The following is a 21,946-nucleotide window of genomic DNA, read 5'->3' as shown; positions in this document are numbered from 1 at the left end:
TGCCGTCAATAAGGCTCGTCTGATGATATTTCCCCCCGGAGACGGCTGTTGCCGTGCAGCATCCCATTGCTAGGCAACGGTGCTTCGTCAATATCTTCCGGCGGGTTGCCGGATGAAAAACGGGAGTATTGACCCGGTCGTTCCGGTCTTTCCACCAACTCCCTTGAGGCTTCGACCAGCGGCGGATCGACTGCTTGACCGCTTTGCATCACCGGCGGACAAGGTTGATCATGGCCATCGTTTGATCGGTTGGCGCAACGGTTTCGGGAGACGGGGAATGAAAGTGCGAGTTTTGGGGGTGGCGACAATTGCTGTGGCCGCAACATTGGTCTCGGCCGCACCGGTGTATGGCAGTGACATGGGGCGACAAGCGACGCTCTTGGCCGACGCCGACGATGCGGGCAGCGCCGACAAGGCGTCGCTGAAGGCGCTGACCTTCGGCACATGGGGTGTGGACCTGAGCGCGCGCGACACCTCGGTGAAGCCCGGCGACGATTTCGACAAATATGCCAATGGCGGCTGGTTTGCACGCACCGAAATTCCGGCCGATCAGGCGTCTGCCGGGGTTGATTATGATGTCTATAACCTGACCCAGCGCCAGCTGCGCGCCGTGGTATCGGGCGCACCGGTGACGAGCCAAGTCGGCGGCCTCTATCAAAGCTTCATGGACGAGGCACGGGTTGATGCGCTCGGCGTTAAGGCGTTGATGACGGACCTCGCCGCGGTCGGGGCAATCCAGGACAAAAGCGCCATGGCGCGCTTCATGGGCCAGACCCAGGGTGGTTTCGGTGTCTCGATCGTCGGCGGCGGTCCCTATGCCGACACCGACGATCCGACGGTGAATGTATTGTGGCTGGGGCAGGGCGGGATCGGCCTGCCCGAGCGCGAATATTATCTCGACGCCAAGTTTAAGCCACAGCGTGACGCCTATCGCGCCTATGTCGCGCGAACGCTGAAGTTGATCGGCAATACCAGTCCCGAAAAGGGGGCGGATGCGGTCATGGCGTTCGAGACCGAGGTTGCGAAGGCCAGCTGGGCGGTTGCAGACCGTCGCGACATCGGCAAGATCAACAACCCGATGTCGGCGGCCGAACTGGCCGCCTATGCCCCCGGACTCGACTGGAACGCCTGGTTCGCGGGCGCGGGGATCGCGCCGCAAAAGCGGATCATCGTCAACGAGAATACGGCGATCCGCGACATCGCCGCGCTTTATGCGAAAACGTCGCTCGATACGATCAAGCTGTGGCAGCAATTCCATGTCGCCAACAGCGCCGCCCCCTATCTGTCGAAGGATTTCGTCGATAGCCGGTTCCAATATACCAAGGTTCTGAGCGGCGTGGACGAACTGCGTCCGCGCTGGAACCGCGGGCTGGTGCTGGTCGGCGACAGCCTCGGCGAACTGGTCGGCGAAACCTATTCGAAGCAATATTTCCCGGCGAGTGCGAAGGCGAAGATGGAGGTGCTGGTCGCCAATCTGAAACTCGCGATGGGCGACCGCATCACCGGCAACAGCTGGATGGCACCCGCGACCAAGGACGCAGCGCAGGCCAAGCTTGCCAAGATGGATGTGATGGTCGGCTATCCTGACAAATGGCGCGACTATTCGGGGCTGAGAATCGACCCTGCCGACCTTTACGGCAATGTACAGCGCAGCACCGCATTCGAATATGCTTATCAGCTCGGCGACCTCGGCGAGCCGGTCGACCGCAAGAAATGGGCGATGAACCCGCAGGAAGTGAACGCCTATAATGGCGGGCTGGAGAATAAGATCGTCTTCCCCGCAGGCATATTGCAGGCGCCATATTTCAGCGAAAGCGTCGACGATGCGGTCAATTATGGCGCGATCGGCGCGGTAATCGGGCATGAAATTATCCATGGCTTCGACGATCAGGGGCGCAAGATCGACGCGAATGGCGCGGTGCGAGACTGGTGGACGGCGGAGGATGCTGCGCGTTTCGAGGCGCAAGCCAAAGCGTTCGGCGCGCAATATGCGACCTATGAGGCTGCGCCCGGCGCGTTCATCAACCCCGACCTGACGATGGGGGAGAATATCGCCGATCTTGCCGGGCTGGAGGTCGCATATGACGCCTATCACCGTTCACTGGGCGGCAAATCCGCGCCGGTGATCGACGGACTGACGGGCGATCAACGCTTCTTTCTGGCGTTCGCGCAGGCATGGCGTGACAAGGCGCGCGAGGATTCGATCAAGCAGCAGGTCGCGAGCGACCCGCATAGCCCCGCGCGCTGGCGGATCATCGGTCCGGTTCGCAATATCGATGCCTGGTACAAGGCGTTCCGGGTCGACGAGGGTTCCAGATTTTGGCTGAAGCCGGAAGATCGCACCAAAATCTGGTAAGGTCCGGGGCCTGTTCAGGATGCGGCGGGGGCGGCTTCATGTCGTCCCCGCAGTGCCATGACGGCCAGCGACAACGCCGCGCCGACAATCACGAACAGCGCGGGAAAGCCGCCGAGTACCGACATCATGCGGATGCCGTCGATGCCGCCCCCGGCGACGAGCAGCAGCGCGACAAGCCCGACGGTGATTCCCCACACAGTCTGGACGGGCAGCGGCGCTTCGGGGGTTTCGGGGGAAATCCCGTGGGTCGACAGCGCGCTCATCGCCGAGACATTGGCGTCGGCGCCGGCAACATAAGAAAGAAAGATCGCGAACAGCACGATCGCCGCAACACCCGATCCGCCTCCCAATGCGCTGAAAAGACGGAACAGCACGGGGTCGGGGCCTTGCACTGTCAGGATTGCATAGAGGCTGGCGCCGCTTTGCTGATCGAGCGCGATCGTGGCGCCCGCGATTGCGGTCATCCACACCGCTCCGAACAGCGACGGCAGGATCAGGTTATAGAGGATGAATGCGCGGACGCTGTAGCCGACCGCCAACCGGCCGAGAAACAAGGCGGTCACCGGCGCCCACGCGAACCAGTTCGCCCAGTTGAAGATCGTCCATTGCCGGTGCCAGCCGGTATCGACGTCGAGACCGAGGTTACGAGGGACAAAGGTACGAAAATAATCGGCGCCACCGCTCAGCGACAGGCCCAGCATCTCGGTGGTCGGTCCAGCGATCAGGACGAAGGCTATGATCGCGAAAAACAGCCAGGTGTTGAGCACCGACAGCCCGGCGATGCCCTTTTGCAGACCGGTTGCCGCCGAAATCAGGAAGCTCGCGACAATGGCCGTAGCTATCGCCCAGCGCAGCGGTGCGCCTCCGACAAAACCGCCGATGCCTTCGATTCCGCCGGCGAGCGCGAGGATGCCCGCACCCATTGACGCGGCCATACCGGCGACCAATGCATAGAGGCAGATGATATCAATCCCGGTGCCGACCGGGCCGTGGGCACGCTGCCCGAGCAACGGCACGAACAGGGACGACAGGCTGAACGGTTGCCGGCGGTTGTAATAGACAAGCGCGAAGGCCAGCCCGGCAACCGTGTAAATCGCATAGGGTGTCAGCGTCCAATGCAGGAACATCGTCGACATGGCGAAAGTCGCGGCGGCATCGCTGCCGGGCTGCAACCCCAGCATCGCGGGCGGTTCGTTGAGGTGGAACAAAGGTTCGGCTGCGCCCCAGAATAATATGCCGGTGGCGATCGTCGTGCAGAGCGTGACGGCGAACCAGCGCCATCGGGTCAATATCGGCTGCGCGTCCGGCCCGCCGATGATCCGTCCACCAAGCGGTGACAGCGCAATGCCCGCTAGCAGCGCGAGAAAACCCACGCCGGCCCAAGCGAACAGCGGCGAAAAATGGCGTAAGATCCAGTCGTTGATCGCGGTTTCGGCGGCGACGAAGGCCGGGCCCTGCCACAGGCTGAGCAACACCGCCGCCAAAAGGACGGCGAGGGGGATAAAAAACACGGGGCGGTTGACGGGATGCTTCGACGGGACTGGCAAAGGATGGACCGATCGGACAAGGTGAATATCCCCCAACATGAAGGCCGATGGCTTTGCGGTCAAATCGCGCCGGAACGCCGGGCAGGGTAGAGCGTTGATCGCGCAGAACAGTTGGATTGAAGGAGACGTTGCGATGACCAGGATGATTTGGGCCGCTGCCGCAGCCGTCGCGTTGCTTGGTTCAGGGCAGGCGTCTGCCTTCCAGCCACCGGCTGACACTGTTGCCGCCGATAAGGTTGCGCCTGCGGAAAAGCCGACTCCTGCTACAAAGACGGCGCCCGACGGCACCACGCCCGAGGAACGCTCCAACACTGCGCGGCTGAACGCCGAGCAGGCATCTCGCGCGCGTCAGGACAATGTTACCTATCAGCAGGAAGTGTCGGCGGCGCAGCAGCAGGTTGCGCATGACCAGACAGTCTTCGCCGAAGAAACCGCGGTCTATGAGGCCGAGAAGGCACGTGTTGCGGCAATGTCGGCCGAAGAGAGGATGAAGTGGGAAGCTGACGCGGCTGCCTGCAAGGGGGGCGACCTTACCCGTTGTGCGAAGCCGGTGCCGCAACAGCCCCGCTGAGTTTCAGGGGGCGCCGACGTTTATGGCGGCGCGTCGCCCGACAATGGGGGATTAGTGACGCCCTCGGCAGGAGGCTCGGCAGACGTAGCGACCTCCGACGCGGATAGATCTGCATCGGGAAAACGCCCACCATAGCGATATTCGTCGGTGGTTTCTCGAACGGGCGAAGCGGCGGCATCGACAGCGCCGAGTTCGCGAAACGCGTCATTCATGCGCGTATTGCGAGCCGCGCGCATTTGCGCCGCAACTCCATAGTTATAGGGGCAATCCAGGCATGTATCTTGCGGCATCGTGACGGGCCTCGACGCATCGGGGTTCGCGCTGAGCCCGGAATAGGAAGCACCGTCACCCGCCGTCACGCCGCGTAAGTTCTGGGTCGTCATTTCGCCCAAAAGCATTCCGCCGCCGAGCCCGGCGACTACCAGCAGTAGCGACCACAGCAGACGCTGACCGCGATCGCGACTCGAAATGGCATTTTTGCGTCTCGCCATTGGTGTACAAGTGCATGACGGCAGCCATGTTGCAAGTCCGTGTCCCTCTGCCGGCCGTTCGTCGATGCCTCAATGCCCTTCGTCCTTCAATCGACCGTGACGCCTGTCCGGTCGAAGCGCGAATGCGCCGACGTGCCAAGCGGGGCATTGAAGGGGTGCGGGATACGGAGGCGCTGGTCACCCCGGTCTGGGTCTTCGTATCTCGCATCAATCAGAAGAGAGGACTCCCCCATGGCGAAATTTACCAACCTTCTGCTGGCGGCTTCGGTTGCAGCCGCTGGCATTGCGGCTCCCGCTGCAGCTAATGAAGACAATCAGCCACGCGCGCTGGTTTCCTATAAAGACCTCGACCTCAGCCAAGCTGCGGATCGGGCACGGTTGTCCTCGCGGATCGAGCGTGCTGCGAGGAAAATCTGTGTAGTGGAACCACGCCGCGATCTGCAGCGGCAGGCAGAATCTCGCGAATGCCGGGCGCAGGCTATGCGGAGTGTCGAGATTCAGGTTGCTAGTTTGCTCAACGGCAATGGCGCCCAACTGACCGATCCCCAGGGCAAGCTTCTCGCTGCCCCCTGAGCGTCAGATGACGAGTTCAAAAGGTGGTCATGCCCCGTGCATGATCGCCTTTACGTCGTGAAGATAGGTGCGGCCGATACGATGAACGCCGCCTTCGCCCAGATCGACACTCCATGCGCCATCGCCGTGATGCTTCAATCCGACGATACCATTGCGCCGGACCATTTTCGATCGGTGGATGCGCAGGAACTGATCGGGGTTCATCCGCGCTTCCAATGACTTGATCGTCTGGTGAATCAGCCAGCTGCGCCCGCCAACATGCAGGCGCATATAATCGCGCTCGGCCTCGACCAGATCGACCTGCGCTGCATCCACACGCAGCATTTCACCGCGGTTTTGAACCCAGAATTCGTTGATCCACTGACTCTTCTTTGTGCTGACCCGATCGGTCGCGCGCCATTCGCGGACACGCGCGATGGCGCGGCCGAGCCGGTCCGGCGATACCGGTTTCAGCAGATAGTCGACTGCGGCCACGTCGAATGCCGCGACGGCATAGCGGTCGAAGGCGGTGACGAAGACGATCGCGGGCGGATTGTCGAGCTGCTCGAGCGCGGCCGCAACCTGCAGTCCGTCGAGATCGGGCATCGCGATATCACAAAGTATGAGGTCGGGTGACAGCGCATCGACCATTCGCAGCGCCGAGGCGCCGTCGCTGGCCGTGCCGACGAGCGCGACGCCGTCCTGCTGCCCGGCAAGGATCTGCAGTCTTTCGATTGCGAGCGGTTCGTCGTCGACGATCAAGGTTCGTATTGTTTGTATCATGCTCAGCACCTCTCCCGCGCCAGCGGCAACCAAAGCGACACGGCAAAACCGCCGCCGTCCGAGGGACCCCATTCACAACCCGCTGCAGGGCCATAGCGGGTCAGCAAACGCTCGCGCACATTGCCGAGGCCCAGGCCCGTCCCGCCGCTGGGGACCGGCGCCTTGGGGTCGATGTCGTTTTCGATCCTGAGCACCAGCAAGCCATATTCGCTGCTGGCTGTCAGCCGGATCGCAATCTTTCCCTTGCTGGGCCCTACACCATATTTGATCGCATTCTCGATGATCGGTTGCAGGATCAGCACCGGCAGGCAGGCATTATTCAGCTCGTCGGGTACTGTGACCTCGACCTGTAACCTGTCGGGAAAACGCGTCTGTTCAATGTCGAGATACAGGCGCTGGAGTGCGATTTCCTCGTCAAGGCTGACCAATTGTTCGGGATCGACGGCAAGGCTCGACCGCAGAAAGGACGACAGGTTCATGATCATCGCTTCGGCTTCGTTTTTCGACCCGCGCATGACCAGCGTCGACAGTGAATTCAATGTATTGAACAGGAAGTGGGGATTGACCTGATAATGCAGTGCGCGCAGCTGCGCATTCTTGGCCTCGAGCCGGAAATGGTTCGCACGCCGTTCGACCGCGCGCATTTCATTGGCATAGCCGAGAGCAACATACAGCGCGGCCCAGACGGCGAAAAAGAAATACCAGCGGACCGCGCTGTCGAGGATCAAAACGATTTCCCATGAACCGGGATGTTTCGCCTGCATTTCGGTCATGAGTTCGGCGGATTCTGCGATGGGAAACCAGTAATAGAAGACCAGCAGATTGATGGACGCATAGACGAGGACCAAGGGAATCGCGGCGCCCAGTGCGGACGCAAGGCGTGCGCCAAAGCTTTGCGGCTGTGCGCGCTGAAGCAGCCGATAGAGGACGAAGGTGCACAATATTCCCGCTGTGACGACGATTGCGCGGCGACCGGCATAACTCCATTGGTCGGACGCATCGGACATCAGGGCGAGACCGGTGGTGGTCAGGAAATAGATCAGCCACATGGCGATGATCGAACCGATTGCGACGCGCGGATTGACGTGCGCGTCGGACGCGCGCCAATCGGGCGCCGCCGCCAGCATTTTTGCGCGCTGGTCGCGCAGAGCATCCTTGCCGATATTCATGTTCATTGCCGTGCTTCTAGCGCCAAAGCGGGATAGAAGGCCAGCGGGTGCCGGGTCGCCAGTCGAAGAAGCGGGCGCCTTGGTCGAAAGGCCATGGCCTATTTCGTCGATGGTCGCGGCGCCGGGCGACGCCAGGTGCCACGCGCATACCAGGCCCATGCCATGGTCAGTGATGCGATCGACGAAAGGGGAAAGCTCCACCAGATCGCATCGCCGCCGAGCATGGGGTAAGCGAAATGATAAATGCCGAGGCGGATCGGGAACATCGACAGAAAAAGGATGATCAGCGGCGGGACCACCGATCCATTGGCGCGCAATGTTCCAATGAGAACGATCACCGTGCCAAAGGGCAGGAAAGTCCAGGTCGCGATGAGTTGGATATGCCGCGCGACGTCGATTGCGGGGCTCTCGCTGCCGAGGAATAGCCCGAGCGCGGGACGGTCGAACAACAGCAGGAGCGCGATCAGCACGCCGGTCATGAGGAGGTTGATCGTGATGCCACTGACCGTGACGGCCGAGACGCGGTCCCAGCGATGCGCGCCGATATTCTGCGCTGCCATCGCGCTGACCGCAGCGCCGACGGCCAATGCGGGCATCTGGACATAGTTCCACAATTGCAGCGTCGCGCCGTAGGCCGCGGCGGTCACCAGCCCTTCGCGATTGACGAGCCCGACCATGACGAGGCCCGCGCCCGAAATCACCAGCATCTGGGCACCCATCGGCACGCCCTTGCCGAAAATGAAGCGCAGTTCCTGCCAGTTCGGACGAAGATAGGCGAGTTCGCGTCCGCGCAGGCGCAGCACATGATCCCTGGCATAGAACCAGCCGATCATCGCGATCAGGCTGATGGTCCCCGCCAGTGCCGTCGCCATCGCGCTGCCCGCAATGCCCATTTGAGGGAAGGGGCCAAGTCCGAGGATCAGCACCGGGTTGAAGACGATGTCGAGAACGACCGACAGGATCATGAAGCGCAATGGCGTCACTGCATCGCCCGCGCCGCGCGACGCCATCATCAGAGTCACCATCAACATGCTGGCGGGTACCGCGATGAAGGTGACGCGCAGATAGTCGTGGGCGAGCGCGAACGCCTCGACCGGAGTTTCGAGCCAGCGCAATATCGTGTCGGACGCGAACCAGCCAATGGCGGCGATGATCAGGGAAAAGATCAACGAAAGGCCAATGACGCCGCCGCTCGCGCGCCGCGCCGCATCAATGTCACCGCGACCGATCGCCTGCCCGATCAGCACCGTTGCCGCCATGCCGAAACCGAAGAAGGTCGCGAACATCAGAAACATGATGATATTCGCATTGGCCGTCGCGGCGAGGGCGCTTTCGCCGAGGAACTGGCCGACCCAGATCGAATTCACCGATCCTGAAAGCGTCTGGAGAATGTTCGACGCCAGCGTCGGAAGCGCGAAGATGATCAGTGTTTTGGCGATCGGGCCGCTGGTCAAATCCATCCGTCCGCCACCGCGTGCGGTCTGCCGGGGCGGGACGGGACTAGCCGCGGGATCGGCCGCCGCAGCGACCGGCGTGGGGGTGACGGGCGCCTCTTCGCTCAATCGAGTGGCGCCCATGTCACCGCGAACGCCGATGTTTGCCGCTGTCTGTTCATGCCGGACCGCCTTCCAGGTCGCCGACGCATTGAAGATCCGGGTCGCTCTTTGCCTTGCGTTCGAGGTCGCGGGTTTGTGCGCCAATTCCGGGAACAAGCGCATCCGGCGCGACACGATAGGACTGGATGAGCTCCATCGCCCATCGATAATGCCGTGCGCCGGCGGCACAGCTATCGCTGCCGCCATCTCCTTCGCCCCAGACTTCGCGCCAGCCAGCCTTGCCATCGCGGGTCAGGATGATCCTGAAGCCGCCGATGGCCCCATTGTCGCCTTCGGCGAAGGCGATGGCGCGTCTTCCGTCGTCCCAGACCCGCAGATGGCGGAAGGTGAAACGCAGGTCGGGGTGCGTGCGCAGCGTCTCGATGATCGCGGTGCGCTCGGCGCTGCCCACCGCGGGGGTGTGCGGGCCGGCGCTTTTGGCCGCCAGCGGAGCAGCGAAAAGCAACGCACTTCCCACGATCAAGAGCGCTACGCGACGCATCACCCCAGGCGGGCCAATGCGGCCGTCAGGCGGTCGGCTTCGGCTTCTTTCGCGGCATGATCGGCGCGGGCCTTTTCGACCGCTTCGGGCTTGGCGCGTTCGACGAACGACGGGTTGTTCAAGCGGCCCGACAGACCGTCGCGTTCCTTCGCTGCTGCGGCGAGCGCTTTGGTCAGGCGGTCGCGTTCGGCGGCGATGTCGATCACCCCTTCGAGCGGAACGGTGATCGTCTCACCCTCGACGACGAGCTGTGCCGAAGCACCCGCAGGCGCGGGATCGAAGCTAACGCTCTCAAGCCGCGCGAGGCGGTCGAGTTGCGCGGCAAGCTTGTCGGCGCGCCCCTTGAGCGAGGCCGGGAAGTGCGCGGTCAGGCGCGCGCCCGGCGGCAGGCCGAGTTCGGCCTTTGCACCGCGCAGCTCGCTGACCAGTTTGATCAGCCAGTCGATATCGGCACTCGCCTCGGCATCGCGTTCCACATGAGGAGCGGGCCACTTCGCGGTAATCAGCGGATAGTCCGCGCGGTCGCCAAGTCCCGTCCACAGCTCTTCGGTGATAAAGGGCATGAAGGGATGGAGCATGACGAGGATCTGGTCGAGCACCCAGCCGGCGACGGCCTTCGTCTCGTCCTCGATCGCGCCCTTGATCAGTTCGAGATACCAGTCGCAGAAACGGTCCCACGCAAAGCTGTAGATCGCGTTCGCGGCTTCGTCGAAGCGATAGGCGGCAAAGGCTGTGTCCATTGCGGCGACGGTCGCGGCAACTTCGCTGATGATCCAGCGGTTGACCGGCAGCGTCGCGGCGGGCGCCTCGAAGCTGGTCGACGCCGAAATGCCGTTGGCTTCGCAGAAGCGCGCGGCGTTCCACAGCTTGGTCGCGAAATTGCGATATCCCGCGAGGCGCGCGTCATCCATCTTGATGTCGCGGCCCTGGCTTTCCATCGCCGCCATGAAGAAACGCAGCGCGTCTGCGCCATATTGGTCGATCAGCCCGAGCGGATCGACGACATTGCCCTTTGACTTCGACATTTTCGCGCCATCGGGCGCGCGGACGAGGCCGTGAAGATACAGCGTCTTCCACGGCACTTCGTTCATGAAGTGCATCCCCTGCATGGCCATGCGGGCATCCCAGAAGAACAGGATGTCGAAGCCGGAGATAAGCACGTCATTGGGGTAATGGCGCTTCACCAGATCGCTATCCTCGGGCCAGCCGAGCGTCGCGAAGGGCCAGAGCGCCGAGGAGAACCATGTGTCGAGGACGTCGGGGTCGCGGTTCAGCGTGACGCCGTCTCCCGCTTGCGCCTGCGCTTCCTCTTCGGTCTCGGCGACAAAGATGCGGCCATCCTCGGCATACCACGCCGGAATCCGGTGACCCCACCACAGCTGGCGAGAGACGCACCACGGCTGAATATTCTCCATCCAGTTGAAGAAGGTCTTTTCCCACGTCTTCGGGACGATGTTGATACGCCCGTCGCGCACCGCCTGCATCGGCGGCTGCGCCAGCGTTTCGGCGTCGACATACCATTGGTCGGTCAGCCAGGGTTCGATGACCTTGTTCGACCGGTCGCCATAGGGCGTCTGGATCGTGCGCGGTTCGGCATCATGTTCGGCGCCGTCCTTGTCGACATGCGCGATCAGATAGCCTTGCTCCTTCAGCCGCTCGACGACCAGTTCGCGCGCGCCGGATACGCCGTCGGCGGCGAAGCGGTGGAGGCCAATAAACTCGGCAGGGATCAGCCCGTCGCTCGTCTGGATGACGTTCGCATCGCCGTCGAACATGTTGAGCATCTCGCCGGCCTTGAAGCCCGCGCGCTTGCCGACCTCGAAGTCGTTGAAATCATGTCCGGGGGTGATCTTCACCGCGCCGCTGCCCAGTTCGGGATCGGCATGATCGTCGGTGACGATCGGAATGATGCGGCCGGTGATCGGCAGCACGACCTTCGCGCCCGCCGCAATCAGACTGGCGTAGCGCTCGTCGCTCGCGTTCACCGCGACCGCCATGTCGGCGAGCATCGTTTCGGGGCGTGTCGTCGCGACGACGATATAATCCTTGCCGTCGGCGGTCTTGGCGCCGTCGGCGAGCGGGTAGCGGAAGTGCCAGAATTTGCCCTGAACCTCGACCGTCTCGACCTCGAGGTCGGAGATCGCGGTCTTGAGGCCGGGGTCCCAGTTCACGAGGCGCTTGTCGCGATAGATCAAACCCTGCTTGTGCAGGTCGACGAACACCTTGACCACCGCATCGGTGAAATGCGGGTCCATCGTGAACTGCTCGCGCGACCAGTCCATCGAACAGCCGAGGCGACGCAGCTGGCCGGTGATTTGGCCCCCGCTTTCGCCCTTCCATTCCCAGACCTTGTCGACAAAGGCTTCGCGGGTGAAATCGGTACGCTTCTGCTGCTTTTCATTAAGCTGGCGTTCGACGACCATCTGCGTCGCGATGCCCGCATGGTCCATGCCGACGACCCACAGTGCGTCCTTGCCGCGCAGCCGCTCGTAACGGACGAGAACGTCCTGCAACGTATTGTCGAGTGCATGACCGATGTGCAGCGCCCCGGTGACGTTCGGCGGCGGGTTGACGATCGTGAAGGGGGTGGCGTCGGGGCGCTCGGGGCGGAACAGCCCACGGCTTTCCCATTCATGGGCCCATTTCGCCTCAATCGCGGCGGGATCGAATGTTTTTTCCATCGTCATAATGGCCCGCGCTTTGCCAGCCATGGTGCGATGCGGCAAGGGGGAACGCTCTCGTTTCTCGTCATGCCGGACTTGAGCCGGCATCCATGCCCCCAGCGAGGCAATGGACCCCGGATCAAGTCCGGCATGACGAGTCTCGATAAGTGGGGTTATTTCTTCAGATGCTTGCCCATCCAGTCGAACACCGTGCGGTGCCACTGAACGCTGTTCGCACCCTTCAGCACCCAATGATTCTCGTCGGGGAAGACCAGCAGTTCGGATTCGACGCCGCGGCGCTGGAGCGCGGTGAAGGCGGCCAGACCCTGACTATAAGGAATGCGGAAATCCTTTTCGCCGGTGATCACCAGCATCGGGGTCTTCCACTTGGTCACATGATTGACCGGGTTCCATTTTTCGGGGTCGGTACGTTCCCACCACGGCCCGCCATGATCCCATTCGTCGAACCACAATTCCTCGGTTTCGAACGCCATTGCGCGCAGATCGAACACGCCGTCATGCTGGACAAGGCATTTGAAACCGTCGGTCCACTGGCCTACGATCCAGTTCATCATATAACCGCCATAGGAAGCGCCGAGCGCACAGGCGTTGTTGATGTCGAGTTGCATGTCCTGCTTCCCCGCAGCGGCGAGGCCGAGCTTCAGATCCTGTAGTGGTTTGCCGCCCCAGTCCTTGTTGATGCTGTCGGTAAAGGCTTGTCCGTACCCCGTCGAACCGTGGAAATCGATCGACACCACGCCATAGCCCTGTTGTGCGATCAGACGCGGGTTCCAGCGGGTCGACCAGCTGTTGCCGAAGCTGCTCTGCGGTCCGCCATGGACGACAAAGGCCACCGGGATTTTCTGTGCCGGGTTCACGGGCTTCAGGATGATGCCCCATACCTTGTCGCCATTCGCACCTGCGAATTGCAGCCGATCAAATTCGACCTGATCGAATTCGGCGAGCTGGTCTGCATTGACGTTGGTGAGCTGACGGACCTTGCCCTTCGCGTCGCGGACATAAAGGTCGGTCGGCGCGAGCGCGCTGTTTCGCGAATAGAGCAGGGCTCCGTCGGCGAGCGGTGTCACGTCGCCGACATTGCCGTCGAAGGCTTCGGTCGAAGCTTTCAATTTCTCGACCTTGCCGCTCGCCGCATCGACGCGGAAGACGGGATGATCGAGGACGTCTTGCGCGGTGACATAGAGCGACTTGCCGTCGGGTGCCCATGCGATCGAACCAACCGACCGGTCCCACGCGTCGGTTAGTTTGCGCGTGTTGCCGGTGGACAGGTCGCGCAGCATCAGCACCTGGCGGTCGGCCTCATATCCCGGCCGTGCCATCGCGGCATAGGCGAGCCACTTGCCGTCCGGCGACGGGGTGGGAAGAGTGTCGGTTGCCTGATTGTCCGCGGTCAGGTTCTGCGGCATCATCCGGCTGTCGACCAGCCAGCTATAGATGTCGAGGTTGGTCGACATGGGTTCGTTGCGGTCGGCCTTGCGCAGCGTGAAAAAGACCGTGCGGCTGTCCGCGCCCCATGCCAGTTCCTCGCCGCCGCCAAAGGGCTTCGACGGGCTGTCGCCGATCAGGCCGCCGTCAACCGGGCGCGCTACGGTTGCCTTGCCGCCTTCGAGGTTGAAGACGAAGGGGCGGCTGTAGGTGCCCGGTGTTTCCCAATGGTCCCAATGGCGCACGAAGCCTGCACCATCCTTATAGAGACGGCCGGTGCCGGGCCCGACGAGCGCGCCCTTGTCCTTGGCGTCGCAGCCGAAGTCTGTGCATTCTTTCGCGATATCACCCCAAGCGAGCAGGCGCTTGCCATCGGGCGAGATTTTGAAACCTTCGACATCGGCTTTGGTGTCGCTGACCTGAGTGGCCGGGGCGCCTGCGGTCCTGGGATCGATGCGCCACACCTGGCTCGCGCCCGATGCGTCGGAGAGGAAGAAGATCGAACCGTCGGGGTGAAAGGCCGGGCTGGTTTCATTCTTGCCCGCAGCATTGGCGATGGCGACGGGTTTGGCATCCTTTGCATTGCGATCGACGAGCCATAGCCCGGTCGAACGCTTGTAGGTCTCCGGCGCAGTTTCGGTCATCTGGAATACGACCCATCGCCCGTCGGGCGATGCGGCCGGTGCGCCGACACGCTTCAGCGTCGCCAGATCGACCTCGGTCATGGGCCGGGCAGCAGCGGGGGTGGAAAGGGCGGCGGCGAGCGCGATGGCGCTGGGCAGGATCAGGTTACGCATGAAACCGCTTTAGCGATGCTGGGGGCAGTTTCAACATTTCGTCGTCGATAACGGCTGCGGGAGCGGCCTAGCGCACCAGCACGCCGCCCTTCATCACATGGTCGATCGTTTCGAGCGCGCGAATGTCCGCCAACGGATCGGCCTTCACTGCGATCAGATCGGCAAAGCGACCGGGGACGATCTCGCCCACATCGTCGCGGCCCATTTCTTCCGCCGCGCGGCCCGTGGCGGCGCGGATCGCCTGCATCGGGGTCATGCCATAACGGACCATATAGGCGAATTGCCGTGCATTCATTCCGTGGGGATAAACGCCCGCATCGGTCGCGAAGCCGATGTTCACGCCCAGTTCGACCGCGCGTTTGAAAGCTGCGCGCTGGGTATCGGTCGTTTCGCGGTTCTTACGCAGATATTCCTCGGGCCAGCCTTCTTTGGTGCCGATGTCGTTGATGTAATCGCCGTTGAAAATATCCATCGCCAGCCAGGTGCCATGCTTCTTCGCGAGCTGAAGCGTCGTTTCGTCGGCAAGGCTCGCATGTTCGATGCTGTCGACCCCGGCGTTGATCGCATTGCGGATGCCGATCGCGCCGTGGGCATGCGCGGTGACTTTCTTGCCCCGCGCATGCGCGACCTTCACCACCGCGCGGAGTTGATCCTCGGTCAACTCGGGCGCGCCGGGTTCGGTGCCGATCGCAAGGACGGCGCCGGTCGCGATCGTCTTGATGAAATCGGCGCCATGATCGAGCAGGAAAGCCGTTTTTGCCGCGGCTTCCTCAGGCGTCGCAGCGACGCCAAGTCGCATATCGGCGGGTAATTGCTCATTGGGAACGACGCCGTTGAGTTCGCCGCCGCCTTTGGGGATGGTGATATAGGCGCCTGCAACCCACATGCGCGGCCCCGGCACGTCGCCGCGCTCGATTGCATTGCGCAAGGTCACGTCGGTCAGCCCGCGATAGGTACCGACGTCGCGGAGGCTGGTGAAGCCGGCGTTCAGCGTGACGCGGGCGTTGCGCGCGCCAACGAGCACGGTTTCGGCGGGCGATGCCTTCATCGGCGCAGCCAGATCGGCGCTCTGGCCAAGGTCGGCGAGATGGGTGTGGAGGTCGATCAGCCCGGGCAGCACGGTGAAGCCCGACCAGTCGAGCCGCGTCGCACCCGGAGGCGTCGGCCCGCACGCCCCGACCGCCGCGATGCGTTCGTCCTTGATCGTGATGCACTGACCCGTGCGGGCCTGTTCGGATGCGCCGTCGATCAGCCGCCCGGCCTCGACATAGAGCATCTGTGCCGATGCGGGCTGAGCGGCGAGAAGCGCCGCCAGCGCCGCGATCAGCTGGCAGCGAACGCGTCGCACTGGCGCGGATCCCCCGATTGCAGGCCGCGTCGCAGCCAGGTCATGCGTTGTTCGCTCGTCCCGTGAGTGAAGCTCTCGGGAACTGGCCGCTGCCCCGCCGAGCGCATCAGCGTGTCGTCGCCGATTGCATTGGCGGCGCGCATCGCCTCTTCCATATCGCCCGGCTCCAGCACCGGCTGGCCGTCGCGGGTCTTTGCCCGTGCTGCCCACACGCCGGCATAGCAATCGGCCTGCAATTCCATGCGGACCTGCAACGCATTGCCTTCGGCTTGCGAGGCGCGTTGCTGTGCCTGTCGTACCTGATTGGAAATGCCGCTGATCGTCTGGATATGGTGGCCGACCTCATGCGCGATGACATAGGCCTGCGCTGCATCGCCCGCCGCGCCGAATTTGGTTTCAAGCTCGCGGAAGAAGCTGGTGTCGAGATAAACACCCTGATCGGCGGGGCAGTAAAAGGGACCCATCGCCGCTTGCGCCGCACCGCAGCCCGACTGGTTGGACTCGGTGAAGAAATTGAGCGTCGGTTTTTTATAGCCGCTGATCAGGCCTTCCCACACGGTGTGGGTCGAGCCGAAGACATTACAGGCAAAGCGTTCAGACGCCGTATCGCAGGCGACATTGGCGCCGCCGCGGCTATCGGCCGCCGGATCGGCGGTGCCGCCACCCATGCTCAGCATATTGGCGCCCGGACCGAGCAGGAAAAAGGCGGCCGCGCCGAGCAGCAAGATCGTTCCGCAGCCCATTTTGCGGCCGAGTAGCATGGGAAGCAGGCCCAGCAGCAGACCGCCCATTCCGCCGCCACCGCCGCCGCCAAAACCTCCGCCCCCGCGACCGAGATCGCGAATATCGTCGCCGGGATCATAATCGTCGAGGCGCATTGGGTTTCTCCCGCGGCTGAGTGTCTGCGTTTGCTCGGTTGTGACAGCAGCGCCGGGCAATTGGAAGGGGCTTCGACGACAACGCGCCATTGCAATCGCGCGTGCTGCGGTGCACCAAACAGCCCCGCGCTGAAGAGGAATTCCCGAGTCCATGCCCCGCCGCGCCATTCCCGCCGCTTTACCCTTACCCGATCTGGTTGTGCTGGTGCTGCAAGGTGGCGGCGCGCTCGGCGCGTTTCAGGCCGGAGTTTATGAGGCATTGATCGAGCTGGGTATCGAACTCGACTGGGTCGCCGGCATCTCGATTGGCGCGGTGAACGCTGCGATCATTGCCGGGAACGAGCGCGATCAGGCGGTCGGAAAAATGCGCGAGTTCTGGGTCGGGGTGTCATCGGCGCTGCCTGCCTTCCCGATGGTCGATAATGACCTGCTGCGCGAGTGGACGCATCTTGCGGCGGCAGGACAGGTCGCAACCTTTGGCGTTCCCGGCTTCTTCACGCCGCGCTGGCTTCCGCCGGCGTTCGCTCCGCGACAGACGCCCGAAGCGGTGAGCTTTTACGATACTGGACCGCTGATTCAGACCCTTGACCGGCTGGTCGATTGGGAGCGGGTGAACAATGGCAAGGTCCGTCTGTCGGTCGGCGCGGTCGCAGTAGAGACGGGAAATTTCCGCTATTTCGATACGAAAATTGAAAAACTCGATGCGCGGCATATCCTTGCGTCGGGGGCGCTTCCGCCCGGGCTGCCCCCGGTCGAGATCGATGGCATCTGGTATTGGGACGGCGGCCTTGTGTCGAATACCCCGCTCGAACATGTCGTCGAGACGGCACATGAGGATATGCTGGTGTTTCAGGTCGATCTGTTTCCCGCGCGCGGCGAGCGGCCGCACGATATGGAAGAGGCCTGGTCGCGCGAGAAGGATATTCGCTATTCCAGCCGCACCCGGCGCATTTCCGACGGGCTGGTACGGCAGCGCAAGGAGCATCGACTGATCGACCGCCTGCTGGACAAGTTACCGCCAGAATTATCGGACCTGCCCGAGGTCAAGGCGGTCCGCAAAATGGTCGATCGCAAGGCGCTGAACCTTGTGCAGCTGATCCATCAGCCGCCCAAATGGCAGACCGGCGCGCGCGATTTCGAATTTTCTCGCGCGACGATGGACACGAACTGGGCGCTTGGCCGCGCGGCGGTCGAAGCGGCAATGAAGGATGGCCACTTGCTCGCCGAAAGCATCGCAGAGGGCCGATCGGGCAGTTTTGCCGTTCGATCGGACGCGCTGCGGCCGAAGCCCGAAGCCGACAACGGATCATGACACTCTTCCACCGAAAGGAATATCATATGCAACTTCAAGGCAAGACCGCGCTGATCACCGGTTCCACTTCGGGCATCGGGCTCGGCTATGCGAAGGCGCTTGCGGAAGCCGGCGCGGCGGTGATGATCAACGGTTTCGGCGATGCCGACGCGATTGGGGCCATCGTCGACGAATTGGGCGCGCTCAACGGCGGAAAGGCTGCGCATAATGGCGCCGATATGACCAAACCCGCTGAAATCCGCGCAATGGTCGCGGCGTGCGGCGATGCCTTTGGCGGACCCGACATCTTGATCAACAATGCCGGTATCCAGCACGTCGCGCCGGTCGATGAATTCCCGGAGGATAAGTGGGACGCTGTGCTGGCAATCATCCTGTCGAGCGCCTTTCACACCACCAAGGCGGCGCTGCCCGCAATGAAGGCGAAGGGCTGGGGCCGTATCATCAACACCGGGTCGATGCACAGCCTGGTCGCCAGCCCCTATAAATCGGCCTATAATGCCGCCAAGCACGGCATCGCAGGGCTGACCAAGACCGTCGCGCTCGAAGTGGCGACGCAGGGCATTACGGTCAACTGCATCTGCCCGGGCTATGTCTGGACCCCGCTGGTCGAAAATCAGATTCCCGACACGATGAAGGCGCGCGGCATGACCTATGATCAGGTCGTCAACGATGTTTTGCTCGACAAGCAACCGCAGAAACAGTTTGTCCAGGTCGAACAGCTTGCGGCGTTCGCGCTGTTCCTCTGTGGCGACGCCGCGAGCGCGATCACCGGCGCCAACCTGTCGGTCGATGGAGGTTGGACCGCGCAATAGCGCGCGACGCTTCAGCCGCGCCTTGAGCATTGTCGTTTGCACTCCTAAGGTTAGCGTCAGACCGGACAGGAGAGACGGACGATGTGGCGTCGCAAATCGATAATCCTTGCCGCACTGGCGGTGCCGGCGCTGGCGGGGTGCAAGACGGTTGCGTCGATGCCGCCTTCGGTGGCGGACGCACCGCCAGCCGAAGGGACGTGGCGCGGCACTGCGACCGAGCAGGATCGGTTGCGGATCCGTAACTGGTACAAAAGCTGGGAAGCGGCGCTCGCCGATGCGCGTGCCAAGGGCCGTGGTGCCGAGGTCGATCGCGAAGGCGTTCTGCTTCAGCCGCTTGCGGCACTGCCCAATCCGCATCTTCCCGCGGGCAATTATCGTTGCCGGACAATCAAACTGGGATCGCAAGGGCGGGGCGGACTCGGCTATGTCGCCTATGGCTGGTTCCAATGCCGTGTATCGGCCGAGCAGGGAATTTACAGCCTGACCAAGGTGACGGGGTCGCAGCGGCCGATCGGACTGATTTTTCCCGACGATCTGAAGCGACAGATTTTCCTCGGTACGCTGGAACTGGGCGATGAATCGATGCCGGTCAATTACGGCAGTGACCGAATGCGCGACATGGCGGGGTTGGTCGAACGGGTCGGCGACAATCGCTGGCGGCTGGTGCTGCCTGCGCCGGCATATGAATCCTTGCTCGACGTCATCGAAATGGTGCCCGAGGGTTGAGTAGACGAAATGGGGGACGGATGATGCGGCTTTTTTGGACGAGCGCGGCGGCGCTGAGCTTTGCGACCGGGGCGGTGGCTCCTGCAGCGGCGGAGACGATCGGCGAGCAGGTCCAAAAGGACATGCCATCGCTGATGAAAATCTATGCCGATCTCCATGCCCATCCCGAACTCAGCTTCATGGAAGTGCGATCGGCGGCCATACTTGCGGGCGAAGCGCGCAAGCTGGGGTTTCAGGTGACCGAGAAAGTCGGGGGCACCGGGGTCGTTGCAGTGATGAAAAACGGCCCGGGGCCCGTCGTCATGCTGCGCGCCGACATGGACGGCCTGCCGGTGACCGAACAGACGGGCTTGCCGGGCGCGTCGAAGGTGCGCGTGACGACAAAGGAAGGCGTCGATACCGGAGTCATGCACGCGTGCGGTCATGACACGCATATGACAGCTTGGATCGGTGTTGCGCGGCTTTTGGCGGCGCATAAGGACAAATGGTCCGGAACACTGGTGATGATCGGCCAGCCCGCCGAGGAACGCGGCGCGGGCGCGCGCATGATGCTCGAGGATGGGCTCTACAAACGCTTTCCCAAGCCGGAATATGCGCTGGCGTTCCACGACGCGGCGCAGTTTCCGGCGGGGCAGATCGGATATACGCCGGGCTATGCGCTCGCCAATGTCGATAGCGTCGATGTTCTGGTGAAGGGCGTCGGCGGACATGGTGCCTATCCGCAGGCAACCAAGGATCCGATCGTTCTCGCGAGCCGGATCGTCGGGGCGCTCCAGACTTTGGTGTCCCGCGAAATCAGCCCGCTCGATAGCGCGGTGGTGACCGTTGGCAGCTTCCATGCCGGGGCCAAGCATAATATCATTTCCGACGAGGCGCGGCTGCAGTTGACGGTGCGCAGCTACACCGACGGGGTGCGCAATCATTTGCTCGACGGCATCGCGCGCATCGCAAAGGGCGAGGCGATCGCCGCGGGGATACCCGAAGACCGGATGCCGGTGGTCAGCGTTCAGAAGGATGAATATACGCCCGCGACCTTCAATACCCCCGATTTCACCGAGGAAATGGCGGGTTTCCTGAAGGGCCAGTTCGGCGACAAGCGCGTCGTCAAATTGCCCCCGGTGATGGGCGGCGAAGATTTCGGCCGCTTCGTGCGCGAAGACCCGGCGATCAAGAGTCTGATCATCTGGGTCGGCGGCGTCCCGCAGGCCGAATATGATGCGGCGCAGAAATCGGGGAAGACGCTCCCCAGTCTCCATTCGCCCTTCTGGGCGCCCGACGCCCCGGCGGTGATTTCCACCGCGACCGAGGCACTGACCGCGATGACGATGAAGTTGATGGCGAAATAGGCGCTATTTCAGCGCCGCGAGCCAGCGCAATATCTCGCTCTGCAGGCGGATGCGCGCGTCCGACCAACTGTGGTCTGTGGCGACGTGGAGCGTTTTGACCTTCGTGCCGCCGCCATCCTTGATCGCCCGGCTCAGCGCATCGCTCATTCCCGCGAATCCGTCGTCGGAGGTCAGGACGAAGAGGTTGGTCTGCAAGAGCTGCGGCGCGGCCTTCACAAAGTCGAAGCGGTTCTTGTTGGCGATAATTTCGTCGGCCATAATCTCGGGCGTCGTTCCGGCGAGAGCTTCCATGCCATTGCCCTGGAGCAATTCGGCCGCCCGATCGCGCGGCAAGGCTCCGATCATTCCCATATTTCCCGCTGAGATCATGGCGCCGCCGAGCAGGCTGTCGTCGCGCGCCGCGGTCAATGCCGTCACCCAGCCGCCCATGCTGTGGCCCATGATAACGAGCCGCTTCGGATCGATCCGCAGCTTCGCGGCATTGACCGGATTACGCGCGAAGGCGATCACCGCATTTGCATCCTCCAGATTATGCGCAAAGCGATAATCGCCGGGGCTCCCCCACGACCCGCGATAGTTGAAGGTGATCACGGTCCAGCCCGCGCGCCGCATGGCTTGCGCAAGGTCGAGATTCTTTTCGAGGCCCGGAAGGCCGTGACACAGTACCACCGTTGGATGCGGACCTGCTCCTTCGGCGATATAGACCACGCTGTTGATCTCGACTCCGCCGCTGGGGATGTGAACAACTTCCATCGCGGCCGGATGCGCCTTGTTTGCGGGCGGATCGGTATAAATGGCGGCGGGGATGTCGGGCGAGGCGGTTTCGGGCGCGACCGGCAAGGGAGCGGCAGCCAGGACGAGCGCGGCAAGCGTTATCTTCATTCTGCTTCTCCCCCGATGATATCTTCCGCGGCAAGGCGATGGTTCGACAGGCTAGCATGGGAATCTTTGTTTCGGCAAAGCCTTGAAAGCTGCCGCGCGACATCCTAAATCAAACTTATGCGGGCCGGGCCCCTCTGGCGTCGGCGGGACACTCCCGCCACGTGATGTCG

The 21,946-nt window shown here is 62.7% G+C and carries 18 protein-coding genes; 7 read left to right on the top strand and 11 right to left on the bottom strand.

Going from position 1 to position 21,946, the window contains the following annotated elements; translation table 11 throughout:
- The first annotated feature begins 277 nt into the window (after positions 1–277).
- Positions 278–2,356 carry a M13 family metallopeptidase gene (locus ACSYDV_RS16545; RefSeq protein ID WP_438324930.1) on the top strand — a complete coding sequence of 693 codons (2,079 nt, stop codon included), beginning with the start codon at positions 278–280 and terminating at the stop codon, positions 2,354–2,356.
- A gap of 14 nt (positions 2,357–2,370) precedes the next feature.
- Here ACSYDV_RS16545 and ACSYDV_RS16540 read toward each other — a convergent pair whose 3' ends face one another.
- Positions 2,371–3,867, bottom strand: coding sequence for a BCCT family transporter (locus tag ACSYDV_RS16540; RefSeq protein WP_438324929.1), 1,497 nt, complete (start codon positions 3,865–3,867; stop codon positions 2,371–2,373).
- A gap of 169 nt (positions 3,868–4,036) precedes the next feature.
- Between ACSYDV_RS16540 and ACSYDV_RS16535 the strand changes: the two genes are divergently transcribed.
- Positions 4,037–4,474 carry a hypothetical protein gene (locus ACSYDV_RS16535; protein ID WP_438324928.1) on the top strand — a complete coding sequence of 146 codons (438 nt, stop codon included), beginning with the start codon at positions 4,037–4,039 and terminating at the stop codon, positions 4,472–4,474.
- Between the two features lie 20 nt (positions 4,475–4,494).
- Here the strand turns inward: ACSYDV_RS16535 and ACSYDV_RS16530 are convergent, their stop codons facing one another.
- On the bottom strand, positions 4,495–4,965 hold the full coding sequence (locus ACSYDV_RS16530; protein WP_438324927.1) for a hypothetical protein: 471 nt from the start codon (positions 4,963–4,965) through the stop codon (positions 4,495–4,497).
- 231 nt (positions 4,966–5,196) lie between these two features.
- Between ACSYDV_RS16530 and ACSYDV_RS16525 the strand changes: the two genes are divergently transcribed.
- Positions 5,197–5,538, top strand: coding sequence for a UrcA family protein (locus ACSYDV_RS16525; protein ID WP_438324926.1), 342 nt, complete (start codon positions 5,197–5,199; stop codon positions 5,536–5,538).
- A gap of 27 nt (positions 5,539–5,565) precedes the next feature.
- Here the strand turns inward: ACSYDV_RS16525 and ACSYDV_RS16520 are convergent, their stop codons facing one another.
- The 8 genes from ACSYDV_RS16520 to ypfJ all read right to left on the bottom strand — a co-directional run bounded on the left by ACSYDV_RS16520 (position 5,566) and on the right by ypfJ (position 16,698).
- Positions 5,566–6,300, bottom strand: coding sequence for a LytR/AlgR family response regulator transcription factor (locus ACSYDV_RS16520; RefSeq protein ID WP_438324925.1), 735 nt, complete (start codon positions 6,298–6,300; stop codon positions 5,566–5,568).
- A 2-nt stretch (positions 6,301–6,302) separates the two neighbouring features.
- Positions 6,303–7,475 (bottom strand): sensor histidine kinase, encoded by a 1,173-nt coding sequence (locus tag ACSYDV_RS16515; protein ID WP_438324924.1) that lies wholly within the window; start codon positions 7,473–7,475, stop codon positions 6,303–6,305.
- A 92-nt stretch (positions 7,476–7,567) separates the two neighbouring features.
- Positions 7,568–8,929 carry an MATE family efflux transporter gene (locus tag ACSYDV_RS16510; protein WP_438325348.1) on the bottom strand — a complete coding sequence of 454 codons (1,362 nt, stop codon included), beginning with the start codon at positions 8,927–8,929 and terminating at the stop codon, positions 7,568–7,570.
- 151 nt (positions 8,930–9,080) lie between these two features.
- Positions 9,081–9,530 carry a hypothetical protein gene (locus tag ACSYDV_RS16505; protein WP_438324923.1) on the bottom strand — a complete coding sequence of 150 codons (450 nt, stop codon included), beginning with the start codon at positions 9,528–9,530 and terminating at the stop codon, positions 9,081–9,083.
- A gap of 35 nt (positions 9,531–9,565) precedes the next feature.
- On the bottom strand, positions 9,566–12,253 hold the full coding sequence (locus tag ACSYDV_RS16500) for a valine--tRNA ligase (protein ID WP_438324922.1): 2,688 nt from the start codon (positions 12,251–12,253) through the stop codon (positions 9,566–9,568).
- 149 nt (positions 12,254–12,402) lie between these two features.
- Positions 12,403–14,472 (bottom strand): S9 family peptidase, encoded by a 2,070-nt coding sequence (locus tag ACSYDV_RS16495; protein ID WP_438324921.1) that lies wholly within the window; start codon positions 14,470–14,472, stop codon positions 12,403–12,405.
- A 67-nt stretch (positions 14,473–14,539) separates the two neighbouring features.
- A complete protein-coding gene (locus tag ACSYDV_RS16490; protein WP_438325346.1) occupies positions 14,540–15,748 on the bottom strand; it encodes a metal-dependent hydrolase family protein in 1,209 nt (402 codons plus the stop codon).
- Positions 15,749–15,795: 47 nt separating this feature from the next.
- Positions 15,796–16,698: a KPN_02809 family neutral zinc metallopeptidase gene (gene ypfJ / locus ACSYDV_RS16485; protein ID WP_438324920.1), complete on the bottom strand. Its 903-nt coding sequence runs from the start codon at positions 16,696–16,698 to the stop codon at positions 15,796–15,798.
- Positions 16,699–16,849: 151 nt separating this feature from the next.
- On the opposite strand from ypfJ, the gene ACSYDV_RS16480 reads away from it, so the two are divergent.
- The 4 genes from ACSYDV_RS16480 (at position 16,850) to ACSYDV_RS16465 (ending at position 20,894) form a co-directional block, all read left to right on the top strand.
- Positions 16,850–18,010 carry a patatin-like phospholipase family protein gene (locus tag ACSYDV_RS16480; RefSeq protein ID WP_438324919.1) on the top strand — a complete coding sequence of 387 codons (1,161 nt, stop codon included), beginning with the start codon at positions 16,850–16,852 and terminating at the stop codon, positions 18,008–18,010.
- A 26-nt stretch (positions 18,011–18,036) separates the two neighbouring features.
- Positions 18,037–18,822, top strand: a complete 786-nt coding sequence (locus ACSYDV_RS16475; RefSeq protein ID WP_438324918.1) for a 3-hydroxybutyrate dehydrogenase — start codon at positions 18,037–18,039, stop codon at positions 18,820–18,822.
- Between the two features lie 81 nt (positions 18,823–18,903).
- Positions 18,904–19,548, top strand: coding sequence for a DUF4893 domain-containing protein (locus ACSYDV_RS16470; protein ID WP_438324917.1), 645 nt, complete (start codon positions 18,904–18,906; stop codon positions 19,546–19,548).
- 20 nt (positions 19,549–19,568) lie between these two features.
- Positions 19,569–20,894: an amidohydrolase gene (locus tag ACSYDV_RS16465; RefSeq protein ID WP_438324916.1), complete on the top strand. Its 1,326-nt coding sequence runs from the start codon at positions 19,569–19,571 to the stop codon at positions 20,892–20,894.
- A 3-nt stretch (positions 20,895–20,897) separates the two neighbouring features.
- On the opposite strand, the gene ACSYDV_RS16460 is transcribed toward ACSYDV_RS16465, so the two are convergent.
- Positions 20,898–21,776: an alpha/beta hydrolase family protein gene (locus ACSYDV_RS16460; RefSeq protein ID WP_438324915.1), complete on the bottom strand. Its 879-nt coding sequence runs from the start codon at positions 21,774–21,776 to the stop codon at positions 20,898–20,900.
- Positions 21,777–21,946: the final 170 nt, after the last annotated feature.

Origin of the sequence: Sphingopyxis selenitireducens (assembly GCF_051550705.1) — a bacterium.
GTDB lineage: Bacteria > Pseudomonadota > Alphaproteobacteria > Sphingomonadales > Sphingomonadaceae > Sphingopyxis.
Note: the sequence above shows the minus strand (reverse complement) of the source record. Positions and strands in the feature narration are given on the sequence as shown.

What these genes read in the sequence shown, in the direction of transcription:
- ACSYDV_RS16470 (WP_438324917.1), top strand. Translation starts at nt 18,904, where the DNA reads ATGTGGCGTCGCAAATCGATAATCCTTGCCGCACTGGCGGTGCCGGCG.
- ACSYDV_RS16545 (WP_438324930.1), top strand. Translation starts at nt 278, where the DNA reads ATGAAAGTGCGAGTTTTGGGGGTGGCGACAATTGCTGTGGCCGCAACA.
- ypfJ (WP_438324920.1), bottom strand. Translation starts at nt 16,698, where the DNA reads ATGCGCCTCGACGATTATGATCCCGGCGACGATATTCGCGATCTCGGT.
- ACSYDV_RS16460 (WP_438324915.1), bottom strand. Translation starts at nt 21,776, where the DNA reads ATGAAGATAACGCTTGCCGCGCTCGTCCTGGCTGCCGCTCCCTTGCCG.
- ACSYDV_RS16510 (WP_438325348.1), bottom strand. Translation starts at nt 8,929, where the DNA reads ATGGATTTGACCAGCGGCCCGATCGCCAAAACACTGATCATCTTCGCG.
- ACSYDV_RS16530 (WP_438324927.1), bottom strand. Translation starts at nt 4,965, where the DNA reads ATGGCGAGACGCAAAAATGCCATTTCGAGTCGCGATCGCGGTCAGCGT.
- ACSYDV_RS16500 (WP_438324922.1), bottom strand. Translation starts at nt 12,253, where the DNA reads ATGACGATGGAAAAAACATTCGATCCCGCCGCGATTGAGGCGAAATGG.
- ACSYDV_RS16520 (WP_438324925.1), bottom strand. Translation starts at nt 6,300, where the DNA reads ATGATACAAACAATACGAACCTTGATCGTCGACGACGAACCGCTCGCA.
- ACSYDV_RS16525 (WP_438324926.1), top strand. Translation starts at nt 5,197, where the DNA reads ATGGCGAAATTTACCAACCTTCTGCTGGCGGCTTCGGTTGCAGCCGCT.
- ACSYDV_RS16480 (WP_438324919.1), top strand. Translation starts at nt 16,850, where the DNA reads ATGCCCCGCCGCGCCATTCCCGCCGCTTTACCCTTACCCGATCTGGTT.
- ACSYDV_RS16515 (WP_438324924.1), bottom strand. Translation starts at nt 7,475, where the DNA reads ATGAACATGAATATCGGCAAGGATGCTCTGCGCGACCAGCGCGCAAAA.
- ACSYDV_RS16475 (WP_438324918.1), top strand. Translation starts at nt 18,037, where the DNA reads ATGCAACTTCAAGGCAAGACCGCGCTGATCACCGGTTCCACTTCGGGC.
- ACSYDV_RS16495 (WP_438324921.1), bottom strand. Translation starts at nt 14,472, where the DNA reads ATGCGTAACCTGATCCTGCCCAGCGCCATCGCGCTCGCCGCCGCCCTT.
- ACSYDV_RS16465 (WP_438324916.1), top strand. Translation starts at nt 19,569, where the DNA reads ATGATGCGGCTTTTTTGGACGAGCGCGGCGGCGCTGAGCTTTGCGACC.
- ACSYDV_RS16535 (WP_438324928.1), top strand. Translation starts at nt 4,037, where the DNA reads ATGACCAGGATGATTTGGGCCGCTGCCGCAGCCGTCGCGTTGCTTGGT.
- ACSYDV_RS16490 (WP_438325346.1), bottom strand. Translation starts at nt 15,748, where the DNA reads ATGCTCTATGTCGAGGCCGGGCGGCTGATCGACGGCGCATCCGAACAG.